This is a genomic window from Halococcus thailandensis JCM 13552 (genome assembly GCF_000336715.1).
GTDB classification, from domain to species: Archaea; Halobacteriota; Halobacteria; order Halobacteriales; family Halococcaceae; genus Halococcus; species Halococcus thailandensis.
The window spans coordinates 133,070-152,824 of record NZ_AOMF01000145.1 but is presented as its reverse complement, the minus strand read 5'-3'; the positions used below and the strand labels follow the sequence as shown (position 1 = coordinate 152,824).

General features: G+C 67.0%; 23 protein-coding genes. 11 read left to right on the top strand and 12 right to left on the bottom strand.

Annotated features, from left to right (window positions below; all coding sequences use genetic code 11):
* Window positions 1–97 precede the first annotated feature (97 nt).
* The 4 genes from hemC (at window position 98) to C451_RS07570 (ending at window position 4,366) form a co-directional block, all read left to right on the top strand.
* Complete coding sequence (gene hemC, locus C451_RS07585) at window positions 98–1,186, top strand: hydroxymethylbilane synthase (protein WP_007739395.1); 1,089 nt, start codon at window positions 98–100, stop codon at window positions 1,184–1,186.
* On the top strand, window positions 1,183–1,926 hold the full coding sequence (gene cobA, locus C451_RS07580) for a uroporphyrinogen-III C-methyltransferase (protein ID WP_007739393.1): 744 nt from the start codon (window positions 1,183–1,185) through the stop codon (window positions 1,924–1,926). The genes hemC and cobA overlap by 4 nt, the downstream gene beginning before the upstream one ends.
* Window positions 1,923–2,642 (top strand): uroporphyrinogen-III synthase, encoded by a 720-nt coding sequence (locus C451_RS07575; RefSeq protein WP_007739387.1) that lies wholly within the window; start codon window positions 1,923–1,925, stop codon window positions 2,640–2,642. Before cobA ends, C451_RS07575 begins: the two co-directional genes overlap by 4 nt.
* 260 nt (window positions 2,643–2,902) lie before the next feature.
* Complete coding sequence (locus C451_RS07570; RefSeq protein WP_007739386.1) at window positions 2,903–4,366, top strand: DHHA1 domain-containing protein; 1,464 nt, start codon at window positions 2,903–2,905, stop codon at window positions 4,364–4,366.
* Here the strand turns inward: C451_RS07570 and C451_RS07565 are convergent, their stop codons facing one another.
* Together C451_RS07565 and C451_RS07560 are read right to left on the bottom strand one after the other, a co-directional pair.
* On the bottom strand, window positions 4,367–4,927 hold the full coding sequence (locus C451_RS07565; RefSeq protein ID WP_007739384.1) for a class I SAM-dependent methyltransferase: 561 nt from the start codon (window positions 4,925–4,927) through the stop codon (window positions 4,367–4,369). It abuts the gene before it with no gap.
* Window positions 4,927–5,367: a DUF302 domain-containing protein gene (locus C451_RS07560; protein ID WP_007739382.1), complete on the bottom strand. Its 441-nt coding sequence runs from the start codon at window positions 5,365–5,367 to the stop codon at window positions 4,927–4,929. The genes C451_RS07565 and C451_RS07560 overlap by 1 nt, the downstream gene beginning before the upstream one ends.
* Window positions 5,368–5,463: 96 nt before the next feature.
* Here C451_RS07560 and C451_RS07555 point away from each other — a divergent pair, with 96 nt between their 5' ends.
* Window positions 5,464–6,840 (top strand): dihydrolipoyl dehydrogenase family protein, encoded by a 1,377-nt coding sequence (locus C451_RS07555; protein ID WP_007739380.1) that lies wholly within the window; start codon window positions 5,464–5,466, stop codon window positions 6,838–6,840.
* On the opposite strand, the gene C451_RS07550 is transcribed toward C451_RS07555, so the two are convergent.
* Window positions 6,837–7,115 carry a hypothetical protein gene (locus C451_RS07550; RefSeq protein WP_007739378.1) on the bottom strand — a complete coding sequence of 93 codons (279 nt, stop codon included), beginning with the start codon at window positions 7,113–7,115 and terminating at the stop codon, window positions 6,837–6,839. The genes C451_RS07555 and C451_RS07550 overlap by 4 nt on opposite strands.
* 124 nt (window positions 7,116–7,239) lie before the next feature.
* On the opposite strand from C451_RS07550, the gene C451_RS07545 reads away from it, so the two are divergent.
* Window positions 7,240–8,250 carry a threonine aldolase family protein gene (locus tag C451_RS07545; protein WP_007739376.1) on the top strand — a complete coding sequence of 337 codons (1,011 nt, stop codon included), beginning with the start codon at window positions 7,240–7,242 and terminating at the stop codon, window positions 8,248–8,250.
* Here C451_RS07545 and C451_RS24050 read toward each other — a convergent pair.
* The 4 genes from C451_RS24050 to C451_RS07530 form a co-directional block, all read right to left on the bottom strand.
* Window positions 8,247–8,378 carry a DUF7859 family protein gene (locus tag C451_RS24050; RefSeq protein WP_275039118.1) on the bottom strand — a complete coding sequence of 44 codons (132 nt, stop codon included), beginning with the start codon at window positions 8,376–8,378 and terminating at the stop codon, window positions 8,247–8,249. The genes C451_RS07545 and C451_RS24050 overlap by 4 nt on opposite strands.
* Window positions 8,379–8,462: 84 nt before the next feature.
* The gene (locus C451_RS07540; RefSeq protein WP_007739374.1) at window positions 8,463–8,837 is read right to left on the bottom strand and encodes an SHOCT domain-containing protein; all 375 of its coding nucleotides are present in this window, start codon (window positions 8,835–8,837) and stop codon (window positions 8,463–8,465) included.
* An 89-nt stretch (window positions 8,838–8,926) separates the two neighbouring features.
* Window positions 8,927–9,436 (bottom strand): metallophosphoesterase, encoded by a 510-nt coding sequence (locus tag C451_RS07535; protein WP_007739372.1) that lies wholly within the window; start codon window positions 9,434–9,436, stop codon window positions 8,927–8,929.
* Window positions 9,437–9,485: 49 nt separating this feature from the next.
* Window positions 9,486–9,632, bottom strand: coding sequence for a hypothetical protein (locus C451_RS07530; RefSeq protein WP_007739370.1), 147 nt, complete (start codon window positions 9,630–9,632; stop codon window positions 9,486–9,488).
* Window positions 9,633–9,724: 92 nt separating this feature from the next.
* On the opposite strand from C451_RS07530, the gene C451_RS07525 reads away from it, so the two are divergent.
* Together C451_RS07525 and C451_RS07520 are read left to right on the top strand one after the other, a co-directional pair.
* On the top strand, window positions 9,725–10,168 hold the full coding sequence (locus C451_RS07525) for a universal stress protein (RefSeq protein WP_007739365.1): 444 nt from the start codon (window positions 9,725–9,727) through the stop codon (window positions 10,166–10,168).
* A gap of 68 nt (window positions 10,169–10,236) precedes the next feature.
* On the top strand, window positions 10,237–10,983 hold the full coding sequence (locus tag C451_RS07520; RefSeq protein WP_007739364.1) for a proteasome assembly chaperone family protein: 747 nt from the start codon (window positions 10,237–10,239) through the stop codon (window positions 10,981–10,983).
* An 83-nt stretch (window positions 10,984–11,066) separates the two neighbouring features.
* On the opposite strand, the gene C451_RS07515 is transcribed toward C451_RS07520, so the two are convergent.
* Entirely contained in the window at window positions 11,067–12,173 is a 1,107-nt protein-coding gene (locus C451_RS07515) for a glycosyltransferase family 2 protein (protein ID WP_007739363.1), read from the bottom strand.
* A 183-nt stretch (window positions 12,174–12,356) separates the two neighbouring features.
* Here C451_RS07515 and C451_RS07510 point away from each other — a divergent pair, with 183 nt between their 5' ends.
* Window positions 12,357–13,205, top strand: a complete 849-nt coding sequence (locus C451_RS07510) for a lipoate--protein ligase family protein (protein ID WP_049913037.1) — start codon at window positions 12,357–12,359, stop codon at window positions 13,203–13,205.
* A 47-nt stretch (window positions 13,206–13,252) separates the two neighbouring features.
* Entirely contained in the window at window positions 13,253–14,071 is an 819-nt protein-coding gene (locus tag C451_RS07505; RefSeq protein WP_007739359.1) for a deoxyribonuclease IV, read from the top strand.
* A gap of 63 nt (window positions 14,072–14,134) precedes the next feature.
* On the opposite strand, the gene C451_RS07500 is transcribed toward C451_RS07505, so the two are convergent.
* Both C451_RS07500 and C451_RS07495 read right to left on the bottom strand, forming a co-directional pair.
* Window positions 14,135–14,425 (bottom strand): hypothetical protein, encoded by a 291-nt coding sequence (locus C451_RS07500; protein WP_080503529.1) that lies wholly within the window; start codon window positions 14,423–14,425, stop codon window positions 14,135–14,137.
* A gap of 56 nt (window positions 14,426–14,481) precedes the next feature.
* The gene (locus C451_RS07495) at window positions 14,482–15,135 is read right to left on the bottom strand and encodes a DUF7095 family protein (protein ID WP_007739357.1); all 654 of its coding nucleotides are present in this window, start codon (window positions 15,133–15,135) and stop codon (window positions 14,482–14,484) included.
* A 74-nt stretch (window positions 15,136–15,209) separates the two neighbouring features.
* Here C451_RS07495 and C451_RS07490 point away from each other — a divergent pair, with 74 nt between their 5' ends.
* Window positions 15,210–16,955, top strand: coding sequence for an acyl-CoA dehydrogenase family protein (locus C451_RS07490; protein WP_007739356.1), 1,746 nt, complete (start codon window positions 15,210–15,212; stop codon window positions 16,953–16,955).
* A gap of 1 nt (window position 16,956) precedes the next feature.
* Here the strand turns inward: C451_RS07490 and hemL are convergent, their stop codons facing one another.
* Entirely contained in the window at window positions 16,957–18,297 is a 1,341-nt protein-coding gene (gene hemL / locus C451_RS07485) for a glutamate-1-semialdehyde 2,1-aminomutase (protein WP_007739355.1), read from the bottom strand.
* Between the two features lie 435 nt (window positions 18,298–18,732).
* Complete coding sequence (locus tag C451_RS07480; RefSeq protein ID WP_007739354.1) at window positions 18,733–19,677, bottom strand: transcriptional regulator; 945 nt, start codon at window positions 19,675–19,677, stop codon at window positions 18,733–18,735.
* Window positions 19,678–19,755 lie beyond the last annotated feature (78 nt).

Sequence of the window (19,755 nt, the reverse complement as noted above, 5' to 3'; positions counted from 1 at the left end):
CGGTCGGCGGCGGCAGCGCCGGCACTCGACCCTCGACGATCATCCAGCGATGAGGCGCTCTCGAAGGGGGTATCAACCCAGCCGTCCGAGTGCGGGCATGAGCACACACGAGGGAGCCATCAGGCTGGCGACGCGGGGGTCCGACCTCGCGCGCCGTCAGGCTGCTGGCGTCCAGGAACACCTCGAATCACGCCGCCGATCGGTCGAACTCGTCGAGGTCGAGACGCGGGGTGACAAGATCCGTGACGAACTCATCCACCGCCTCGGAAAAACCGGGGCGTTCGTCCGCGCGCTCGACGAGGAGGTCCTCGACGGCGACTGCGATCTCGCCGTCCACTCGATGAAGGACGTCCCAACCGAGGGGATGGACGGGCTGGTCGTCGCTGGTGTCCCCGAGCGGGCGACCCCGGGCGACGTGCTCGTCACGCCCGACGGGACGGACTTCGACGAACTGCCCGATGGTGCGACCGTCGGCACGTCGAGCCTCCGCCGGAAGGCCGAGATACTCGCCACCCGCCCCGATCTGGACGTCGAACCGCTCCGGGGCAACGTCGACACCCGCATCGAGAAACTGCTCGCGCCGCATCGTCAGCACGAGCACGAAGAACGGATGGAGGCCGACGAGGAGGATGACGACGAATTCGAGCGCACGCCCCAGGAGTGGTTCGACGATCTGCGCGAGATCGAGCGGCGATCACTCGAACGCGAGGTCGATACGGAGTACGACGCCATCGTGCTCGCGGCGGCGGGGCTCGAACGGACGGGGATCGGTCGTGGGCTCGACATTCAGGAGCTCCCGCCCGAGACGTTCGTCCCGGCTCCCGGCCAGGGTGCGCTCGCGGTGACTGCCCCCGACGGACCGTTCGCCGAGACGGTCAACGAGGCGATCGACCACCCGCGCACGCGCGTTGAGACGACCGTCGAGCGAGTCGTGCTGGAGGAGCTCGGCGGCGGCTGTGTCGCCCCGATGGGCGCGTACGCGGTCGTCCAGGGCGAGTACGTCCACACCGTGGTGCGCGTGCTGAGCGAGGACGGTGACGAGGAAGTGAGCGCGACGCGCGATCTGCCGATCGAGCGCCACCCCGAGGCGGCCAGCGAACTCGCCGTCGACCTCGCCGAACAGGGCGCAGCCGAGCTCATCGAACAGGCCCGCGGGACCGACGGGGAGGCCAAGCGCGCCGAATGAACGGTACTGTGTCCCTCGTCGGCAGCGGTCCGGGCGATCCGGAGCTGCTGACCGTGAAGGCACGCCGGCGCATCGACGCGGCCGACATCGTGCTCCACGACAAACTTCCGGGCCCGGAGATCATCGACACCATCCCCGAAGCGAAGCGCGAGGACGTCGGCAAGCGCGCCGGTGGCGAGCGCACCAGTCAGGAGTACACCAACGAGCGGCTGGTCGAACTCGCCCGCGAGGGCAAAAACGTCGTCCGGCTGAAGGGTGGCGACCCGTTCGTCTTCGGTCGCGGCGGCGAGGAGACGAGTCATCTCGCCGCCAACGGGATCGACTTCGAGGTCGTGCCGGGGATCTCCTCGGCGCTCGCCGCGCCCGCGCTCGCGGGGATTCCCACCACCCACCGCGAGCACGCTTCGAGCGTGTCGTTCGTCACCGGTCACGAGGACCCGACGAAGGACGAATCGGCCGTCGACTGGGAAGCGCTCGCCGCCACCGGGGGGACGATCGTCGTCCTGATGGGCGTCGGCAAGCTCCCCGACTACACCGCAGCGCTCCGGGAAGCCGGAATGAATAGTAATACTCCGGTCGCGCTCGTCGAACGCGCGAGTCGTCCCGACCAGCAGGTGGCGACGGGAACGCTCGACACCATCGTCGACGTCGCCGAGCGCGAGGGTATCGAACCGCCCGCGGTCACGGTCATCGGCCAGGTCGTCGACGAGCGCGAGCAGCCCCGGGAGGCCGAGCGATGAACGTCGCCGCCTTCCGGCCGGACGACGAGCGTCTCGAACGCGCCGGCGAACTGCTCGCGTCGCTCGGTGTCGATCCGGTTCTCGACCCGATGCTCGCGGTCGAAGCCACAGGAGAGACGCCCCGGACCGATGCCGACTACACCGTACTCACGAGCAAAACAGGGGTTGAGATCGCCACCGAGGCGGGCTGGCAGTCCGACGGCGTGCTCTGTGCCATCGGCGACGCCACGGCGACGGCGCTGCGCGCGGCGGGCTACGATGTCGATCGCGTGCCGGCGGAGTTCTCCTCCGTGGGGCTCGTGGCCGATCTGGAGGACGAGATCGCGGGTGCGCGCTGTGAGGTCGCCCGGAGCACCCACGGCTCGCCGAAGCTCACCGACGGACTCGAACGCGCCGGCGCGTACGTCCACGAGACGATCCTCTACGAACTGCGCCGCCCGCCCGAATCGGGCGAATCGGCGGCGCTGGCGGCGAGCGGCGATCTCGCTGGCGCGCTGTTCACCTCGTCGCTCACGGTCGAGAACTTCCTCGCGGCCGCTGCCGAGCGGGGCGTGCACGAGGCCGCCGTCGCCGGGCTGAACGGTGCGGTCGTGGGAGCCATCGGCGAACCGACGCGAAAGACCGCCGAGCGCGAGGGCATCAGCGTCGACGTCGTTCCCGAATCGGCGTCGTTCGAGGCGCTCGCGCGCGAGACCGTCGGGCGGCTGTCGGAGTAAGCGACGGGACCGACTGTATCGGACGATTCGGCGGATTGGTCTTGTTATCGTTTCGTCCGCAGTGAAACCGCAGACGACCGCTACGCACCGCGACGGCCACACCCTCCCCAACCGATTCACTCACTCGCTTCGCTCGTTCGCTCATCCCTCGCACGAGTCGCGCCTTTGGCGCTCCCGCGCGCCACAGCCATCGGCCGATTTTTCGCGTTCACAGTGCGCGGTCCGGAGGTTTAAACCCGATTGCGCCGTAGCTGCCGCCGATGGGTGGACCGATTCCGGCACTCGACGCACGCGCGAGATCGTGCGCCGAGCGCCTCGCTCGCGCCGAGCGGGTGCTGCTCGCCTCGCACATCGACGCCGACGGACTCACGAGCGCGGCCATCGCCGCCGAGGCACTCGATCGCGCCGCCATCCCCTTCGAGACCGTCTTCGCAAAACAGCTCGATCCCGACGCGATCGCGGGGATCGCCGAGCGCGATTTTCGAACCGTGCTCTTCACGGACTTCGGCAGCGGTCAGCTTGACGACATCGCCGACCACGAGGCCGCGGGCGCGTTCACGCCGGTCGTCGCCGACCACCACCAGCCGGCCGACGCCGGGACCGAGTTCCATCTGAACCCGCTGCTGGAGGGTCTCAACGGTGCAACCGAACTCTCGGGGGCCGGCACGACCTACGTTCTTGCACGGGCGCTGGGTAGCGAGATGCGCAACACCTCGGGAACGGCGAGCGGCGAGGAGCGAAGCGACGAACTGCAAGCGGACAACCGGGATCTGGCGGCGCTGGCGGTCGTCGGTGCGGTCGGCGACATGCAGGACTCGTCGGGCGAGCTCGTCGGCGCGAACCGGGAGATCGTCGCCGAGGGTGTCGACGCGGGCGTGCTCGCCGAGACGACCGATCTCGCGCTTTACGGTAAACAGAGCCGTCCGCTGCCGAAACTCCTCGAATACGCAAACGACGTGCGGATCCCCGGCATCTCGGGCAGCGAGCGCGGTGCGATCGGCTTCCTCTCCGATCTCGACATCGAGCTCGAACGGGATGGAGAGTGGCGGCGGTGGGTCGATCTCACGGCCGACGAGCGACAGACGGTCGCGAGCGCGCTGTTGCAGCGCGCGGTCGCCCGCGGCGTGCCCGCGAACCGTATCGACGATCTCGTCGGGACGACCTACACGCTCACGAACGAAGCCGAAGGCACCGAGCTGCGCGACGCGAGTGAGTTCTCGACGCTGCTCAACGCGACCGCGCGCTACGATCGCGCCGACGTCGGGCTGGCGGTCTGTCGCGGCGATCGCGACGACGCACTCGACGAGGCCAGAACGCTGCTCACGAACCACCGCAAAAACCTCGCGACGGGGCTCGACTGGGTGAAAGAAGAGGGCGTCACGCAGGGCGAGCACGTCCAGTGGTTCGACGCCGGCGAGGCGATCCGCGAGACGATCGTCGGCATCATCGCGGGGATGGCGCTCGGGACCGACGCGCTGCGCGGCGATCGACCCGTCATCGCCTTCGCAGCGAAAAACGACACCGAGAGCAAGGTCTCCGCGCGCGGGACACACAGGTTAGTTCGATCGGGGCTCGACCTCTCGGCGGTGATGGGCGAGGTCGCGCGGGCGCTCGGCGGCGACGGCGGCGGCCACGACGTCGCCGCGGGGGCCACGATCCCGAAGGGCGACGAGGAGGCGTTCGTCGAACGCGCCGACGCCGTCGTCGCCGACCAGCTCGGCTGATTACTCAACCACGGCGATCAGGAGAAACGTCTCGGGGCGCGTGAACGTGTGCTCGATCGTGAACCCGTGTTCGCGAAGGCTCCCGGATGCCGTCTCAACGGTGTAGCGCTCGTCGAGCGGTGGGCCGCGCTCGCCGAGACCCTCGCCGCTCCAGTCGACGATCGCGAGACGACCGGAACCGGTGAGCACTCGCCGGAGTTCGCCGAGTGCGTCGTCGCTCGCGAACTCGTGGTAGGTCATCGTCGAGAACGCACCGTCGATCGAGCCATCCTCGAAGGGTAGTTCCTCGATCCCGGTCGTCACCGGCTCGACGGTGTCGGGCAGCCCCTTCTCGGCGTAGTGGTCGTGCATCGCCTCCTGGACGTCGATCGCGTAAACCGTGTCGGCGTGTGGGGCGACGACGTCGGTGAAGAAGCCCGTGCCGCTGCCGAGATCGGCGACGGTGTCGCTCGAATCGGGCGCGAGCGCCCAGAGCAGTTCCTCACCGGAGACGTACCGGTAGCGACGCCCGGCGTCCTCCAGCTTGTCCGCGCGGTCGGCGTCGAAGGTGTGATGGCCCATCAGAGCGCCTCGAACGCCTCGTCGGCGAGCGCGCCGGTGTCCGCGACGATGTCGGCCATCACCTCGTCGTCGGGGGCCAGGCCGACGAGGCGCGCGATGCGCATGATCGAGGCGTGATAGACGGTCTGCGTCCCGGGTTCTTCCTCCCAGACGACGACGTTGCAGGGGAACAGTCCGCCCATGCGGTTGTCGGTAGCGTCGAGCGCGCGATCGGCGACCGCGGGATTGCACGCGCCGAGCACGTAGTAGGGATCGCGGTCGGCGTCGACTTTCTCGTTGAGCAGTTCCGACGGCGAGAACTCGACGGGAATACCGAAGCCCGCGTCGAGGAACGTCTCGCGGACGTGTTCGACGGCCGCCTCGTGCTCCATCTCCAGCGTCGTTCGCTTCACGCCGACGTCGTCCTCGTCCAGCTGGGTCGGATCGATCGGAAGTGCCATTCGATGGAAGTATTGTGCGCTTCGTGAAAAACCCTTTCGAGCGTCGCTCATCTCCCCGCGCTAAACCGATTTATGCGTCGGGTGTCTCCGGACTATATGGCGAACTTCGACCTCGTCGTCTTCGGCGGCGGTACCGGCAACACGGTCGCGTCGGCAGCGGCCGCGGCGGGACTCGACACGGCGCTCGTCGAACGGGGACCGATCGGCGGGACCTGTCTCAACCGTGGCTGCAACCCCTCGAAGATGCTCATCCAGCACGCGAACGCGCTCAACGACGTCCGCGCGGCCGAGCAGTTCGGCATCGAGGCCACCGTCGACGATGTCCACTTCGGCGAGTTCGTCCGCGAGGTGAACGACGAACTAGCCGACGCTGCGAGCGGAAAGGAGTCGAACAAACGCGACGAGGAGAACCTGACTCTTGTCCAGGAGGAGGCACGGTTCGTCGACGATCACACCATCGAGACCGAGAGCGGCGCAACGCACACCGGCGAGAAGGTCGTCGTCGCGGCCGGTTCCAGACCCACGGTGCCCGACGTGATCGACGGGCTGGACGAGGTCGACTTCCTCACCAGCGACGACGCGATCCGGCTCGAAACGCCGCCGGACAGGTTGGTCGTGCTCGGCGGCGGCTACATCGCGGCCGAACTCGGCTACTTCTTCGGCTCGTTCGGGACGGACGTCGCGCTCGTCGAGATGGAAGAGTCCCTCGTGCCCCGCGAGGACGGCGAGGTGGCGGACGCGTTCACCGAGATCGCCCGCGAGCGCCACGACGTCTACACTGGGCATCGCGTCACGGGCGTCGCCGAGTCGGACGACGGGATCGTCGTGAGCGCTGAAGCGGAGGACGGCGACGAGATCGACGTGACCGGCGACGAACTGCTCGTGGCGCTCGGTCGCCGTCCGAACACCGATTCGATCGGCTTGGACGAGACCGACATCGAAACGACCGACGCGGGGTTCGTCGCGACCGACGAGGAACTGATGACGAACGTCGACGGCGTCTGGGCGATGGGCGATATCGCCGACAATGCGATGTTCAAACACTCCGGCGACTACGAGGGCGAGATCGTCATCGACAACGTCGTTCACGGGGCGGAACGGGCCGCCGACTTCAGCGCTCTCCCGCACGCGGTGTTCACCGAGCCACAGATCGGTGCGGTCGGGCAGACCGAGGCGGCGCTCGACGACGAGGATCGAGAGTACGTCGTCGGACGAGCCGAGTTCACCGACACGGCGATGAGCCGAGCGCTGAAACTCGATCGCGGGTTCGTGAAGGTGCTCGCCGACCCCGACAGCCACGAGATCCTCGGCTGTCATATCCTCGGCCACGAGGCGTCGACGTTGCTCCACGAGGTGACGCCCGCCGTCCGGTACGGGCTGGGGGCCGACGAGCTCGCGAACACGCTGATTCACGCCCACCCCGCGCTGAGCAAGGTCGTGATGCAGGCGTGTGCGGACGTCGCTAGCAACTAGCCAGCTTCGAACTGATCGAGCGTCGCTTCCAGTAGCTCACGCTCGTTCGCATCGCGCGCCAGTACATGCTGTTGCCACTGTTCGTGGTCGGGATCGAGCGTGAGATACAGGACGGTTCCGTCGACGAGAGCGGTCGCAGTGCTCGTCACGTCGTGGCTGTGTTCGTAGCTCGTCGGCAGCTCGATGACGCTTCGCACCGCTGGGCGCTCGCGGAGGCGTTCGATCTCGCTCGTGGACAGGGACTCGTCTGGCAGTTCGGTAGCCAGATTCACCATCAAGTGCGGCTACGTGTCGATGGGGTATGTCGTTTGTCCCTGCCGTGGCTGGCAGCGAAGCCATGGCGCGTGTGGCGAACCCCGATGACGTTGAGTATTTCAGCTCGCATCCGGTACGAAAACCGTGATAGATCTCCGTAGCGACACGGTGACGCGACCCGACGAAGCGATGCGCGAGGCGGCCAGTACGGCCGCCGTCGGCGACGACGTCTACGACGAGGACCCCACGGTCAACGAGCTCGAAGCTCGTGCCGCCGAGGCCGTCGGCATGCAGGCCGCCCTCTACGTTCCGACGGGGACGATGGGCAACCAGATCGCCGCGCGCACCCACGCCGACCGCGGCGACGAACTGCTCTGCGAGCGCGATAGCCACATCTACAACTGGGAGGTCGGCGGTCTCGCTCAGCTTTCGGGGATTCAGGCACGTCCCATCGACGGCGGCGCACGCGGCGTCATCACTCCGGCCGCCGTCCACGACGCGTACGTCGAACGTACCGACCATCGGCCCGGCACCGGCCTGCTGGCGATCGAAAACACGCACAACCAGAAGGGCGGTATCGCCATCACCGCCGACGAGATCGACGCGGCCGCTGCGGCCGCCGACGAGCACGACGTTCCAACTCATGTCGACGGCGCACGGCTGTTCAACGCGAGCGTCGCGCTCGACACGCCCGCCTCACGACTGCTCGACAGCGCCGACTCGGTGATGTTCTGTCTCTCGAAGGGGCTCGGCGCGCCCGTCGGCTCGATGCTCGCCGGGAGCGAGGCGTTCGTCGAGCGTGCACACCGCAACCGGAAACTGTTCGGTGGCGGGATGCGTCAGGCAGGGCTCGTCGCCGCTCCTGGGATAGAGGCGCTCGACAACGTCGACCGACTCGCTGAGGATCACGCCAACGCCCGGACGCTCGCGGCCGGTCTCGACGCCATCGACGGTCTCGTCGCCGCACCACCCGAGACGAACATCGTTCTCGTCGAGACCGACGACCCGGCCGAGGCGTTCGTCGAAGCCATCGCCGCGGAAGGAGTCCGTGCGTCGGCGTTCGGCGAGCACACCGTTCGGCTGTGTACTCACTGGGACGTCGACGAGAGCAACATCGAGCAAGCGATCGAGCGCGTCGAGCGCGCGCTGGACTAGCGCCGACCGCGCTTGCTCCCCTCGCGGAAGGCGGTGGCGGTGCGCCGGATGAGGAGGTAGAACCCGAAGAACACCAGGAGAATGACTGCAAGGAGAACGAGCAACACCGGATCGAGACCGAGGGCCATGAGGCGCGTAGCCGACCGCCGCGTAAATCCGTTTCGGGCGTCACAGCCGTTGCTGTGGCGCGGTCGGGCCGTGGCTGGTGAGCGTCATTGCGACCGCTCGACGAGTCGCTCGTCGTTTCGGCTGGCCACGTCGCTGACCGTCTCCGTTTCCAGAAGCTCGTTCAGGCGGCGCTCGAACTCCGCGTGGTCGATCTCACCGCGCGCGTACCGCTGCCGGAGGGTCGTCAACGCGTCCTCGCTGGTATCGTCCGCCGTCGTGTCGGCTGTGGTGCGTGTGTCGAGCCACTCGTCGATGCGCTCGCCGCCGCCAGCGAGATAGAGCAGACCGACAGCGCCGATGAGGATCGGGAGCACGCCGAAGAGCGTCCCGGTTCCGAGCTGGACGATCCCGAACAGGAACGCGATGATGCTAACCGGGACGACGACCGCCGTGGCCGGATCGCTCGGTGATGGTGCCATTCTCTGAGTGACGGCTGCTGCGTCGCACCGTTCTTGTAATTCGATCTACAAATGTCTGTCGGTGCTGTGGGTATCGACACTGCTTCAGTTCACAGTTCCACCACGAACTCCTCGAAGACCTCTCCGTCGGGTTCCAAGAGTCGTCCCTCGACACGCCCCTCCTCCAGGTCGAGTTCTGCGTAGCCCGGTCGATACCACCGCGGGTCGGCGTGACTACCGGGATTGAGAAGCACGATCTCACCCGTGTCGGTGACGCCCGGCTGGTGTGAATGTCCCGAGATCACGATGTCGGCGTCGGCCTGCCGGCCGAACAGTGCCAGTTCCGTCTCGTCGCGGCCGTCGCCGTGAGTGAGAGCGATGGTAATTCCTTCGTGCTCGACGACGCGCTCGCCCGGCAGGCGCTCGCGGACGGCCGGCGTGGCGTTGTTGCCGTAGACGGCGCGGAACGTCCGTGATTCGGCCTCGAAGGCGTCGAGCACACGCTCGGTCGTGAAATCGCCGGCGTGGACCACCAGCTCGGCTTCGCGGACGGTATCCAGGAGGTGGCCATCGAGGCGATGGCCGTCCGTGCCGTGCGTATCCGAGAGAACACAGATCATGGCCGAGCTAGCCGTCACGAGCGAAAAACCGTTCTGTCTGGGAACGGCGCTATTCGGCCTGCGAACGCTCGAAGGCGTCTGCGTAGTCGGCGACGAACCGTTCGAGCGGGATCGGTTCGCATCCGAGCAGTGACTCGACGTCCCGGCTCACGCGCCCGGCGAACCCGAGCCGCACGGTGGTGTAGATACCGATCATGACGAGTACGAACGCGAGCGGCTGTCCTCAGGGGGCCGAGAGCGGAGCGTTCAGCGCCAACGCTTATGACATGACCGTCCGTGACGAACGGTATGCTGCTGGTTCCCTTCGACGGTTCGGCGCTCGCGAAGACGGCGCTCTCCCGTGCCCGCGAGTTCGGATCGGCGCTCGGCGAGGACGTGCTCGTGCTCGTCGTCGTCCCAGACGACGCCTCGTTCGCCCGCGAACGCGGCTGGATCACGGCGGACGAGCCGTTCGATCCCCAGCGTGCCGGCGACGAGCTGGCGATGACCGCGGGGGAGATCGCGCCCGAGAGCGAGGTGCACGTCGAGACGACCGAAGCGACGAGCTCGCTCGCCTCGACCGAGACCGACATCAGTCGGACGATCCGTGAGGTCGCCCACGAGCGCGACGCGACGGTCGTCTTCGTCGGCAGCGAGAACGCCGGCCGCGTCACCGCACCGCCGACCAGTGTCGGCACGCCCGTCGCCGAGGATCCCGACTACGACGTCTACATCGCCCGCCACGCCGAGTGAGTGGTCGTCGATCGGCGTCGTGCTTCCGTGACGCCAACGGTTAACACGCGGCCGGGCGAAGGCGGTCCATGTCGCGACAGCCAGCACCGCAGACACCGTCGTTTCACGTCGAACAGGCGGCCGAGCCGACGTCGGAGACGCTCATCGCCGGCTTCTCGACGTTCGGGCTCGCGGGTCTCACGGCCGTCGACTACGTCGTCGACCACCTCGATCTCGAAGAGTGCGGACACGTCGCCGTCGATCAGCTGCCGACGATCACACCCTTCGAGAACGGCACGCCGCGCCATCACACGCGCCTGTTCTCCCGTGAGGGGCTCGCCGTCACCGTTCTGGTCGGTAATCTGTTCATCCCGCCCGTCGCCACCGAAGCGTTCAGCACGGCGCTGCTCGACTGGACGACCGCAAACGATGTCGCGGAGGTCACGGTGCTCTCGGGCGTGCCGATCCCGCACGGACCGGACGGCCATCGAGTGTTCTACGTCGCCTCCGAGGACTATCAGGAACGCCGGCTGTCGGGGACAGAGCTCCCGCCGATGACCGAGGGGTTCCTCGACGGCGTGAACGCGAGCCTGATGCAGCGCGGACTGGAGACCGACCTCGCGACTGGGATCCTCACGACGCCGGTCCACAGCCAGGGGCCGGACGTCGAGGCGGCGCTCCGGCTCATCGAAGGCGTCCGTTCGATCTATGGGCTCGACATCGACACCGAACCGCTCGAGGCGTTCGCCGACGAGGTACGGAACTACTACGAGGGACTGAGCCAGCATCTCGACGCGGTCGAGAGCCAAGATCGCTCGGACATCATGTTCGGGTAGCTCGATCACGCACCGTGGCTCACGTGCTGTTTCCATCAGATGTCACCGACCGATCGGCGATTCGTCCCTGACGATGGTTCGTCTCAGTCGGTCGTCTTCTCGGTGACGTGGAAGTCGTCCGGCGGCGCGATCAGGCCGGCCGTCGCCCCCACGGAGTGGACGAGCACGGCCAGCGGAACGAGCGCGAACATCGGTAGCGATCGCAGTGACAGCCGGTCGTACTGAAAGAGACCGAGCGCGAACCAGGCGACCATCAACAGCGCGAGCGATATCGAGAGAGCCTGCAACAGCCCGGAGCAAAACAGTTGCAGGCCGCTGAGCGTCACGCCGACGGTGATGAGCGGCATGATCGGGGCGATCGCCCAGACGTACGACCGGCCTTTCGCGAGCAGTTTGTACCGCAGCGGGAGGTTCGACGCTTCCTGATGGTTGCCGGCGGCCCAGCGCCGGCGCTGCTGGAAGATCTCACCGAGGCTCGGCGGTGCCTGGTTCGAGAAACTGGCCGAATCGAGCGCGTACGAGACCGACTCCGATTCGGCGGCTCGCCAGAGGAAGGCGGTGTCCTCGACGAGCGTCGGCCAGTCCCACGTCACCCGATCCTCGAGCGACTTCCGGACGGCGATGCCGCCGCCCCACGCGAACAGCGGGATGCGAAAGCGATGGAAGGCGTGCTGTTCGATCTGCGCGCCCATGCGGAACACGTCGGCGAAGTACGCCAGCCACGACCCCGTGTAGCGGGGCCGTTCGCTGAACTGGACGATGTCGGCGTCGGGGAGCCCGTCGAACTCCTCGACGATGCTGTCCTCGTCGAGATAGAGGACGTATTCCCGATCACACGACAGAGTCTGCCGCGCCCACTCGATTGCGCGACCCTTCCGGACCGCCTCGCAGGAGAACGATTCGGGGACGACGTGGACCTCCGCACCGTCGATCGCGATCGGTTTCTCGGCGATCACGTGCCGATCGGTGATCGACGCCGGCAACGAATCGACCGTCTGCTGGACGACGTCCTCGGCACCGATCGTGAGGATGCGTACCTGGACGTCCTCCGGGCCGTACGCCGTCTCTCGGTCGTCCCGATACCGCGCGAGGACGAGGGTCTCGAACAGCCAGAAGAGACCCGCGACGGCGAACAGTATGGTTACTGACCAGATGAACGCTGATGCGACCGCTCCGGGTGGATGAATCATTGGTACGTGGATGTTCGGGTCGTGAATAAATGAACGTTCTGTGATATATGTGGCCATGAGAGCTGATCGCAGCGCTCACGGCCTGTGCTGTCCGTTTTCGTGCAATCGATGGAACGTGGAACCAACACCTGGCCCGACCGCCGGCTCCACAACGGCTTTGCGTCGATGGTCGTTTCACTCCGCATGGCCGACATCGAGGATCGGGAGTGGCGGCTCGTCCGCGAGGACGTCAGACCGGGGCCACTGAACATGGCGCTCGACGAGATCGCCGCCGAGACGGCCGCGGCAGGCGGCCCGCGGACGGTGCGCGTCTATCGCTGGGAGCCATCGACGCTCTCGCTCGGCTACCGACAGGAACCGGCGACCGTCGACTGGGAGTTCTGCGATCGCGAGGGGATCTCGGTGACGCGCCGACCGACCGGTGGTGGTGGCATCTATCACGACAGCCACGGCGACGTCTCTTACTCCATCGTCGCGCCCGCCGCCGAGCTCCCCGGCGATCTGATGGATACCTACGAACTGCTCTGTGAGCCACTTTTCGACGGGTTCGATCGCCTCGACGTTCCCGTCTCGTTCGCGAGCGAGGATCGCCCGGCGATCCACGAGCCTGCTTGCTATCTCCGCGCGCTTCATCCGGCCCACGACGTGATCGCCGCCGACGGCCGGAAGATCAGCGGCAACGCCCAGTACCGCCGCCGCGACAGCGTCATCCAGCACGGCTCGATCCTGTTCGACGACGCGACCGAGCGTCATCTGTCCTGCTTCGCCGACCCCCCAGCAGCCGAGCGCTTCGACGAACGGGTGACGAACGTCCGTGAGCAGGCGAACGTGGATCGCGAGCGCGCCGTGATGGCGTTCGCAAACGCGCTCGCCGACTGGGCCGACGCCGAAGTCGGCACGTGGACCGACGACGAACTCGATCGAGCGCACGAGCGCGCCCGCGAGAAATTTGCAAGCGATGCCTGGAACCGCGACCGCGAGGATCCCACCGCAGCGCGAGCCGTAGCCGATCGCGAGGACTCGACCGAGTAGTCGCGGCCCTTCGATGGCCCTATGAGTACCCCCGGCGACGTCCGTACATGCACGTCGGAGCACACGTCTCGATCGCCGGCGGCGTCGACAACGCCGTCGGGCGCGAGGAGGACGTCGGCGGGAACTGCGGACAGATATTCACGGCCTCGCCACAGGTCTGGGCCGGCCCCGATATCGACAACGAGGAGGCCGCCCGCTTTCGCGAGGGTGATCTCGGCCCGTGGGTCATCCACGCCTCCTATCTCGTGAACCTCGCCACGCCGAAGGACGACCTCCGCGAGAAATCCATCGCGAGCCTCCAGGACGAGTGCGACGCGGCCTCACAGCTAGGCATCGAGTACGTCAACGTCCATCTCGGCGCACACACCGGCGCGGGCGTCGAGAACGGGCTCGACAACGCCGCGAGCGCCATCGACGAGCTCGATATCCCCGCGGACGTCACGCTGCTCGTCGAGAGCGACGCCGGCAGCGGCACCAAACTGGGCGACGAGTTCGCCCATCTCGCGGCCGTTCGCGACCGCAGCCAGACGGACATCGGCTTCTGTCTCGACACCGCTCACACCTTCGCCGCGGGCTACGATCTCTCGTCGCCCGACGCGGTCGACGAGACTGTCGCCGCCTTCGACGATACGGTCGGTCTCGACGATCTCCACTGTTTCCACCTCAACGACTCGAAACACGCCTGCGGGACGAACAAGGACGAACACGCCCACATCGGCGAGGGCGAGATCGGCGACGCGGGCATGCGCGCGATCGTGACCCACGACGAGCTGCGCGAACTCCCGTTCGTCCTCGAAACGCCGACCGAGGATGGCCGCGGGTTCGCCTGGAACATCGACCGCGTTCGCGAACTGCGCGCCGACTGAGGCCGTCGTTTCACCGCATCCCGGATACGATCGGTCGGTCAGTTTTCGAAGCGTGTCTCGCGACTATCCTTCCTCGCCGCCTTCTCCCCCTTCGCCGCCTTCCTGCTCCCCGCCACCGCCGCCCTCTTCACCACCGTCACCGCCTCCACCACCGTCCTCGCCGCCTTCTCCTCCTTCGCCCCCACCGCCTCCGTTTTCGCCACCTTCCTCTCCCTCACCGCCGTCCTCTCCTTCTTCGCCCTCGCCACCGAGGCCGACATCGGAACAGCCGGCGAGCCCGACCGCGAGCGCACCGGCCGATAGCGAGAGTGTTCGTCGGCGAGTCAGCCGTCTCTTCTCGTTCTCTTCGGTCATGCAACCGGCCGACGACCGGTGGGGAGTTAACCCTTCTCGTGTTCCGCTGCGGCGGCTCAGACCACGTCACCGCGAACGCTCGCGCCCTCCTGGCGATCGCGGTACTCCCGCACCGCGTCGGCGGCGCGTTCGGCTTCGGCCTCGTCCATCCCGACCATTCCGAGCGAATCGGCGAGGGTCGGGAAGACGAACTCGCCTTCTTCGAGTTTCTCGAACGCGTCCGCGGATCGCTGGCCGTCGAGCCAGAGACAGACCCCGCGCGGGTCGAGGATCTCGGTGTAGTTCTCGCGGGCCATCGCCCCCTTGAGGCGCTGGGTCACGTTGTCCTCGAAGCTCGCGTTGCAGACCTCCAGATGGATCGGTTCGTCGTCGCCGACGAGCTGGGCCGCGAGACACTTCTCGGGGGCGGCGTAGCCGTTGGCGCTGGCGCGGATCCGGTCGGGATACTCGTCGGCCCAGTCGGCGCTCACGGTCTTGCCGATCCCTTCGACGCCGTGTGTCTCGCGGAACTCCGCCTCGCGCTCCTCGTCGCCGCCGAAGAGCAGGTCCTTCGTGAGATAGACGTCGAGGCGCTCGACGGGATCGAGCCCGAGCGCGAGATCGCCGTAGACCCACAGCTCGCGCACCGGGACGGGCATCGGCTCCTCCTCGACGGTCTCGACGAGGCGCTCGACGCGCTCGACGGCTTCCTCGCGGGTGAACGCGGTCATTACCGGTGGAAGTCGCTCACGGGGAAAAAGCGACTCGCCCCAGCGGTTATTGCGATGGCGGGTAATGGGTGAGTATGACACGCGAAGCGATCGACTACGGCCAGTTCGAGGCGGGCCGCGACGCGAACTACTGGGAGCTCGATCGGACGCTCCAGTTCGAGGCGCGGCGCGTCTATCCCGACGACGAGTTCGCGTGGGCCGAGTCCCGACTGTCGGAGTTCGGGGACGTCGTCGGATCGACGATTGCCGACAACGCCGATCGTATCGACAGACACGAGCCCGAACTCCACACGTACGACGAAGAGGGTGCAGTCCGAAACGAGGTCGAATATCATCCCACACAGCACGAAAACGAGCGCATCGCCTACGAGGAGTTCGGCCTGACGCACGACGCCTTCCACGCGCCGCCGGACCGCGAGGAGCCGATGGGGTTGACGCATACGCTGACCCAGCAGACGCTGCTCTCGTACGCCGACGCAGGGTTCGTCTGCCCGGTTTCGATGACGAACGGCGTCGCGCTCGTGCTCGAAAAGTTCGACGACGGCTCGCTCGACGACTACTTCGAGCGCCTCACCAGTCGCGACGCCGACGAGCACATCGAGGGTGCGATGTTCCTCACCGAAAAGCAGGGCGGCAGCGACGTCGGGACGAACGAGACCGTCGCCGAGCGGGCGGACGACGGGAGCTACCGACTGACCGGCGAGAAGTGGTTCTGTTCCAACATCGACGCCGAAGGCGCGCTGGCGCTGGCTCGCCGACCCGATGCGCCCGAGGGAACGGCGGGGCTCTCGTTGTTTCTGGTGCCGCGCACGAAATCGAACGGCGAGGTCAACGACGCGCTCTTCCGCCGACTGAAGGACAAGCTGGGGACGCTCTCGGTGCCGACGGGCGAGATCGAGTTCCGCGGTGCGGAGGCCTCCCTCGTCGGCGAGCCCGAGAACGGTTTCCGGCAGATGACCGCGATGCTCAACTTCGAGCGGCTCTCGAACGCCGGCGCGGCGGTGGGGATCATGGGTCGCGCTCTGCTCGAATCGAAGGTCCAGGCGGCGACCCGCGAGGCGTTCGGCGAACCGATCCAGGAGAAGCCACTCATGCGCCGTGATCTGGTGGACATGAGCGTCGACTACGAGGCCGCCGCGGCCTTTACTTTCGAGTGTGCTGGCCTGCTCGATCGCCATCGGCGGGAGGAAGATCGGGAGGCGTTCACGCTCATGCGCGCGCTCGTCCCGATCGCGAAGCAGGTGACTGCACGGATGGCCGTCGAGACCGCTTCCTACGCCTGCGAGGTCCTCGGCGGCAACGGCTACGTCAGGGAGCACGTCACGCCGCGGCTGCTCCGCGACGCGCAGGTCCTCCCGATCTGGGAGGGCACCTCGAACGTCCTCAGTCTGGACCTGCTCCGCGCGCTCGACCGCGAGGACGCCCACGAGGCGCTGCTGCCGGCGATCCGGGACCATATCGACACGGTCGACCATCCGGTGCTGGCCGACTGCGTTGAGACGGTCGACGACGCACTCGCCGACCTTCGGGAAGCGCTCGTCCATCTCGCGGGGGCGGACACGGACGAGGCACAGTTACAGGCGAAGGAGCTCGCCGAATACGTCTTCGACATCTATACCGCGGCGCTGCTGCTCGCCGAGGCGCAGACGGAACTCGATCTGTCTCTTATACACATNTTCGTCGAGACGCGACTGCGCGAGGCCGACGCGCGCGGCATCGCGGACGGGGATCGGTTCGCCATCGAGCATTTCGACGGGATCGTCCGCTACGCCCCCGTCGCGCCCGAATCGATCGCCGAATCGGCTCCGGCCGACGACTGAGCTACTCGAAGAACTCCTTGTAGGCTTCGAGGGTTTGCTCGACGTCCTCGTCGGTGTGGGCGTCGCTGACGAACTGTGATTCGAGCTGGTTGGCGGTGAGGAAGATCCCCTTTTCCTTCATCGCGGGACGGAACAGCCTGTCCCAGCGATCGGTTTCGGCGCTCTCGACGTCGGCCCCTGTTTTCGGGCAGTGGTCGAAGCACTCGCTGTCGGGTGACTGGCGATAGCCCGCGATGCAGGCCTCGTCGGTGTCGGTCGCACCGTCGCGTGTGAACACGAGCTTGAACATGCTGTCGGTGCCCAGTATCGTGTAGCCCGGTGCGCGGTCGGAGACGATGTCGGCGATGCCCGTTCTCAGTGTCTCGCCCAGTCGGTTCACGTGATCGTAGACGTCGTTTTCGGCGGCGTAGCGCAGGGTTTCGAGGCCGGCAGCCATCGCGACCGGATGGCCGGAGAAGGTGCCCGACTGGAAGACGTCGCCGGCGGGCGTGAACGATTCGACGATCTCCGCTGGGCCGCCGACCGCACCCGCCGGGAAACCGCCGCCGATGATCTTGGCGAAGGTCGTGAGATCGGGCGTCACACCGAGTTTCCCCTGTGCGCACTGGAGTCCCCCCACTCGAAAGCCGGTCATCACCTCGTCGAAGATCAGGAGTGCGCCGGACTCGTCGCAGAGTTCGCGCAGGAACTCGTGATAACCCTCGACAGGCGGTACGCCCGCCGTGTTACCAAGCAGCGGTTCGGTCAGCACTGCCGCGATCTCCTCACCGTGGGTTTCGAACACGTCTTCGATAGCTTCGCTGTCGTTGAACGGCACCGGGATGGTGTGTTCGGCGAACGTCTGTGGCACGCCGGGTGAGGAGGAGCGCGCGTTCTCGGCGTCGCCCGCGACGAGTGTCGACTCCTGGGCTCCGTGGTAGCCGCCCTGCATGACGACGATCTTCTCGCGGCCGGTGTAGCCGCGCGCGAGGCGGACGGCCGAGACGGTCGCTTCGGTACCGGAGTTGACGAACCGCAGCATCTCGACCGAGGGGACGTGACGGGCGACGAACTCGGCGAGTTCGACCTCGATCTCTGTCGGTGCGCCGTACATCGGTCCGTCACTCATCGACGACTGGATCGCCGCCCGAACCGACTCGGGTAGGTCGTGGCCGAGCAGTAGCGGCCCGTAGCCCATCACGTAGTCGATGTAGCGATTGCCGTCGGCGTCGATGACGTGGCCACCGTCGCCGCGCTCGATAAACGCCGGGTAGGGCTGGGTCGCTCGCACCGAGGAATTGACGCCGCCGGGGAGCACCGAGAGTGCACGATCGTAGAGGTCGCGCGAGGTTTCGTGGTTCATAATCGGTCTTCGACCGGCGTGCTGAAAGTCGTTACTGAGCCGGCGCGATGGCGGCTGCGGTGCGGTCGGCGGCCGCCGGGCGGTTGCGGTGCGGCAGCCGATGGTTGCGGTGCTTGCCTGGTGGATGAAGGGTGAGCGAACGAAGTGAGCGAGGGCTTCTGCGGTGCCGTGGCGGTTTGCGGAACGCGTTAGCATCCGCGTGAGTGCAACGAGCGCGGTTCGCGAGAGACGCGAAGCGTCTCTCTGGCTCTCGTTCACTCCATGCGGTCGTTTACGAGAACACCGTGAACGAGCGCCGTAGTCGCGAGTGAGCGGGAGTTTTTCATGTCCTCGCGAGCGTAGCGAGCGAGGGCTCGGAGCGGCTCCGCCGCTCCGGTGAAATTTTTGCAAGCGGGGTCGCCGCAGGCGACCCTCCGCAGTAAAAAGGTTCAGGCTTCAGGCGGAGCCCTCGGCGCGTTCGCGGATCAGTTCGCGCAGCGCGTCGGGATCGTCGATGGCGTCGATCTCCTCGCGTTCGATGAGTGCGGTTTCCTCGACGGCGTCGCGGCTGGCGTCGTCGACGACGTAGACCGAGCGCGTGCGGGTGACGGTGCCGAGCGAGGACATGATGCGGGCGCGCTTCTCGGCGGTCTGTGTGAACGCCGAGTGGCCGGTCAGAACGTTCTCCTCGTCGCCGTCGTCCTCGCTGACGGTTTTGAACGGTGCGCGCGTCGTCGGATGGACGTCGAAGCCGACCCGTGTGAGCACGGCGACGAGCGCGTCGTCGGTCTCGTCGTCGGTTGCGTCCTCGTCGTCGGGGTCTTCGGCACCGTCGAGCACGTCGACGGGATCGACGAGTGGTGCGTCGAGCAGGTCCTCCATCTTGGCGGCGACCTCGACGGAGGCGTTCATGCCGTCCTCGTATTTCGAGACGGTGCGTCGTGAGACGCCGAGCTCCGATGCGAGGCGGCCGAGACTCCATTCGCGCTCTTCGCGTTCGTCGGCGAGCACCTTGCCGTCGATGTTGACGTAGAGCCCGCCGGGTGCGGCGTAGATCATCGGCGGGACGTCCTCGATGAACAGATCGAGGGCGGTGTCGGGGCTCAAGACCGGCACGCCGTGTCGGAGATACATCACGCCGGGTTTCAGCTCCTCGTCGCGGGTTCGCAGGCCGATGACCATCGGCGTGGCGTCGAGATGCGTGCCGAGTCGCCGCATCTCGATGCCGGTGCGGGCATCGAAGGCATCGATGTTGCCGAGGATCTTGAGCAGCAGTACCGTGTCGTCGCGACGTGCAGCCACGTCGAAGCTCTTCGGGCGGACCGCACAGCGCTCGCTGACGAGAAAGCCCGCGTCTTCGAGCATGGCCGTCACGTTGCCGACGAGCGCGGACCGGGACATGGCCGTACGTAAGTAGCGCATCGTATATAGTGGTTGTGCCGGCGGAAGACCCTCTCGGCGGGCGGTTCGTTGTTCCAC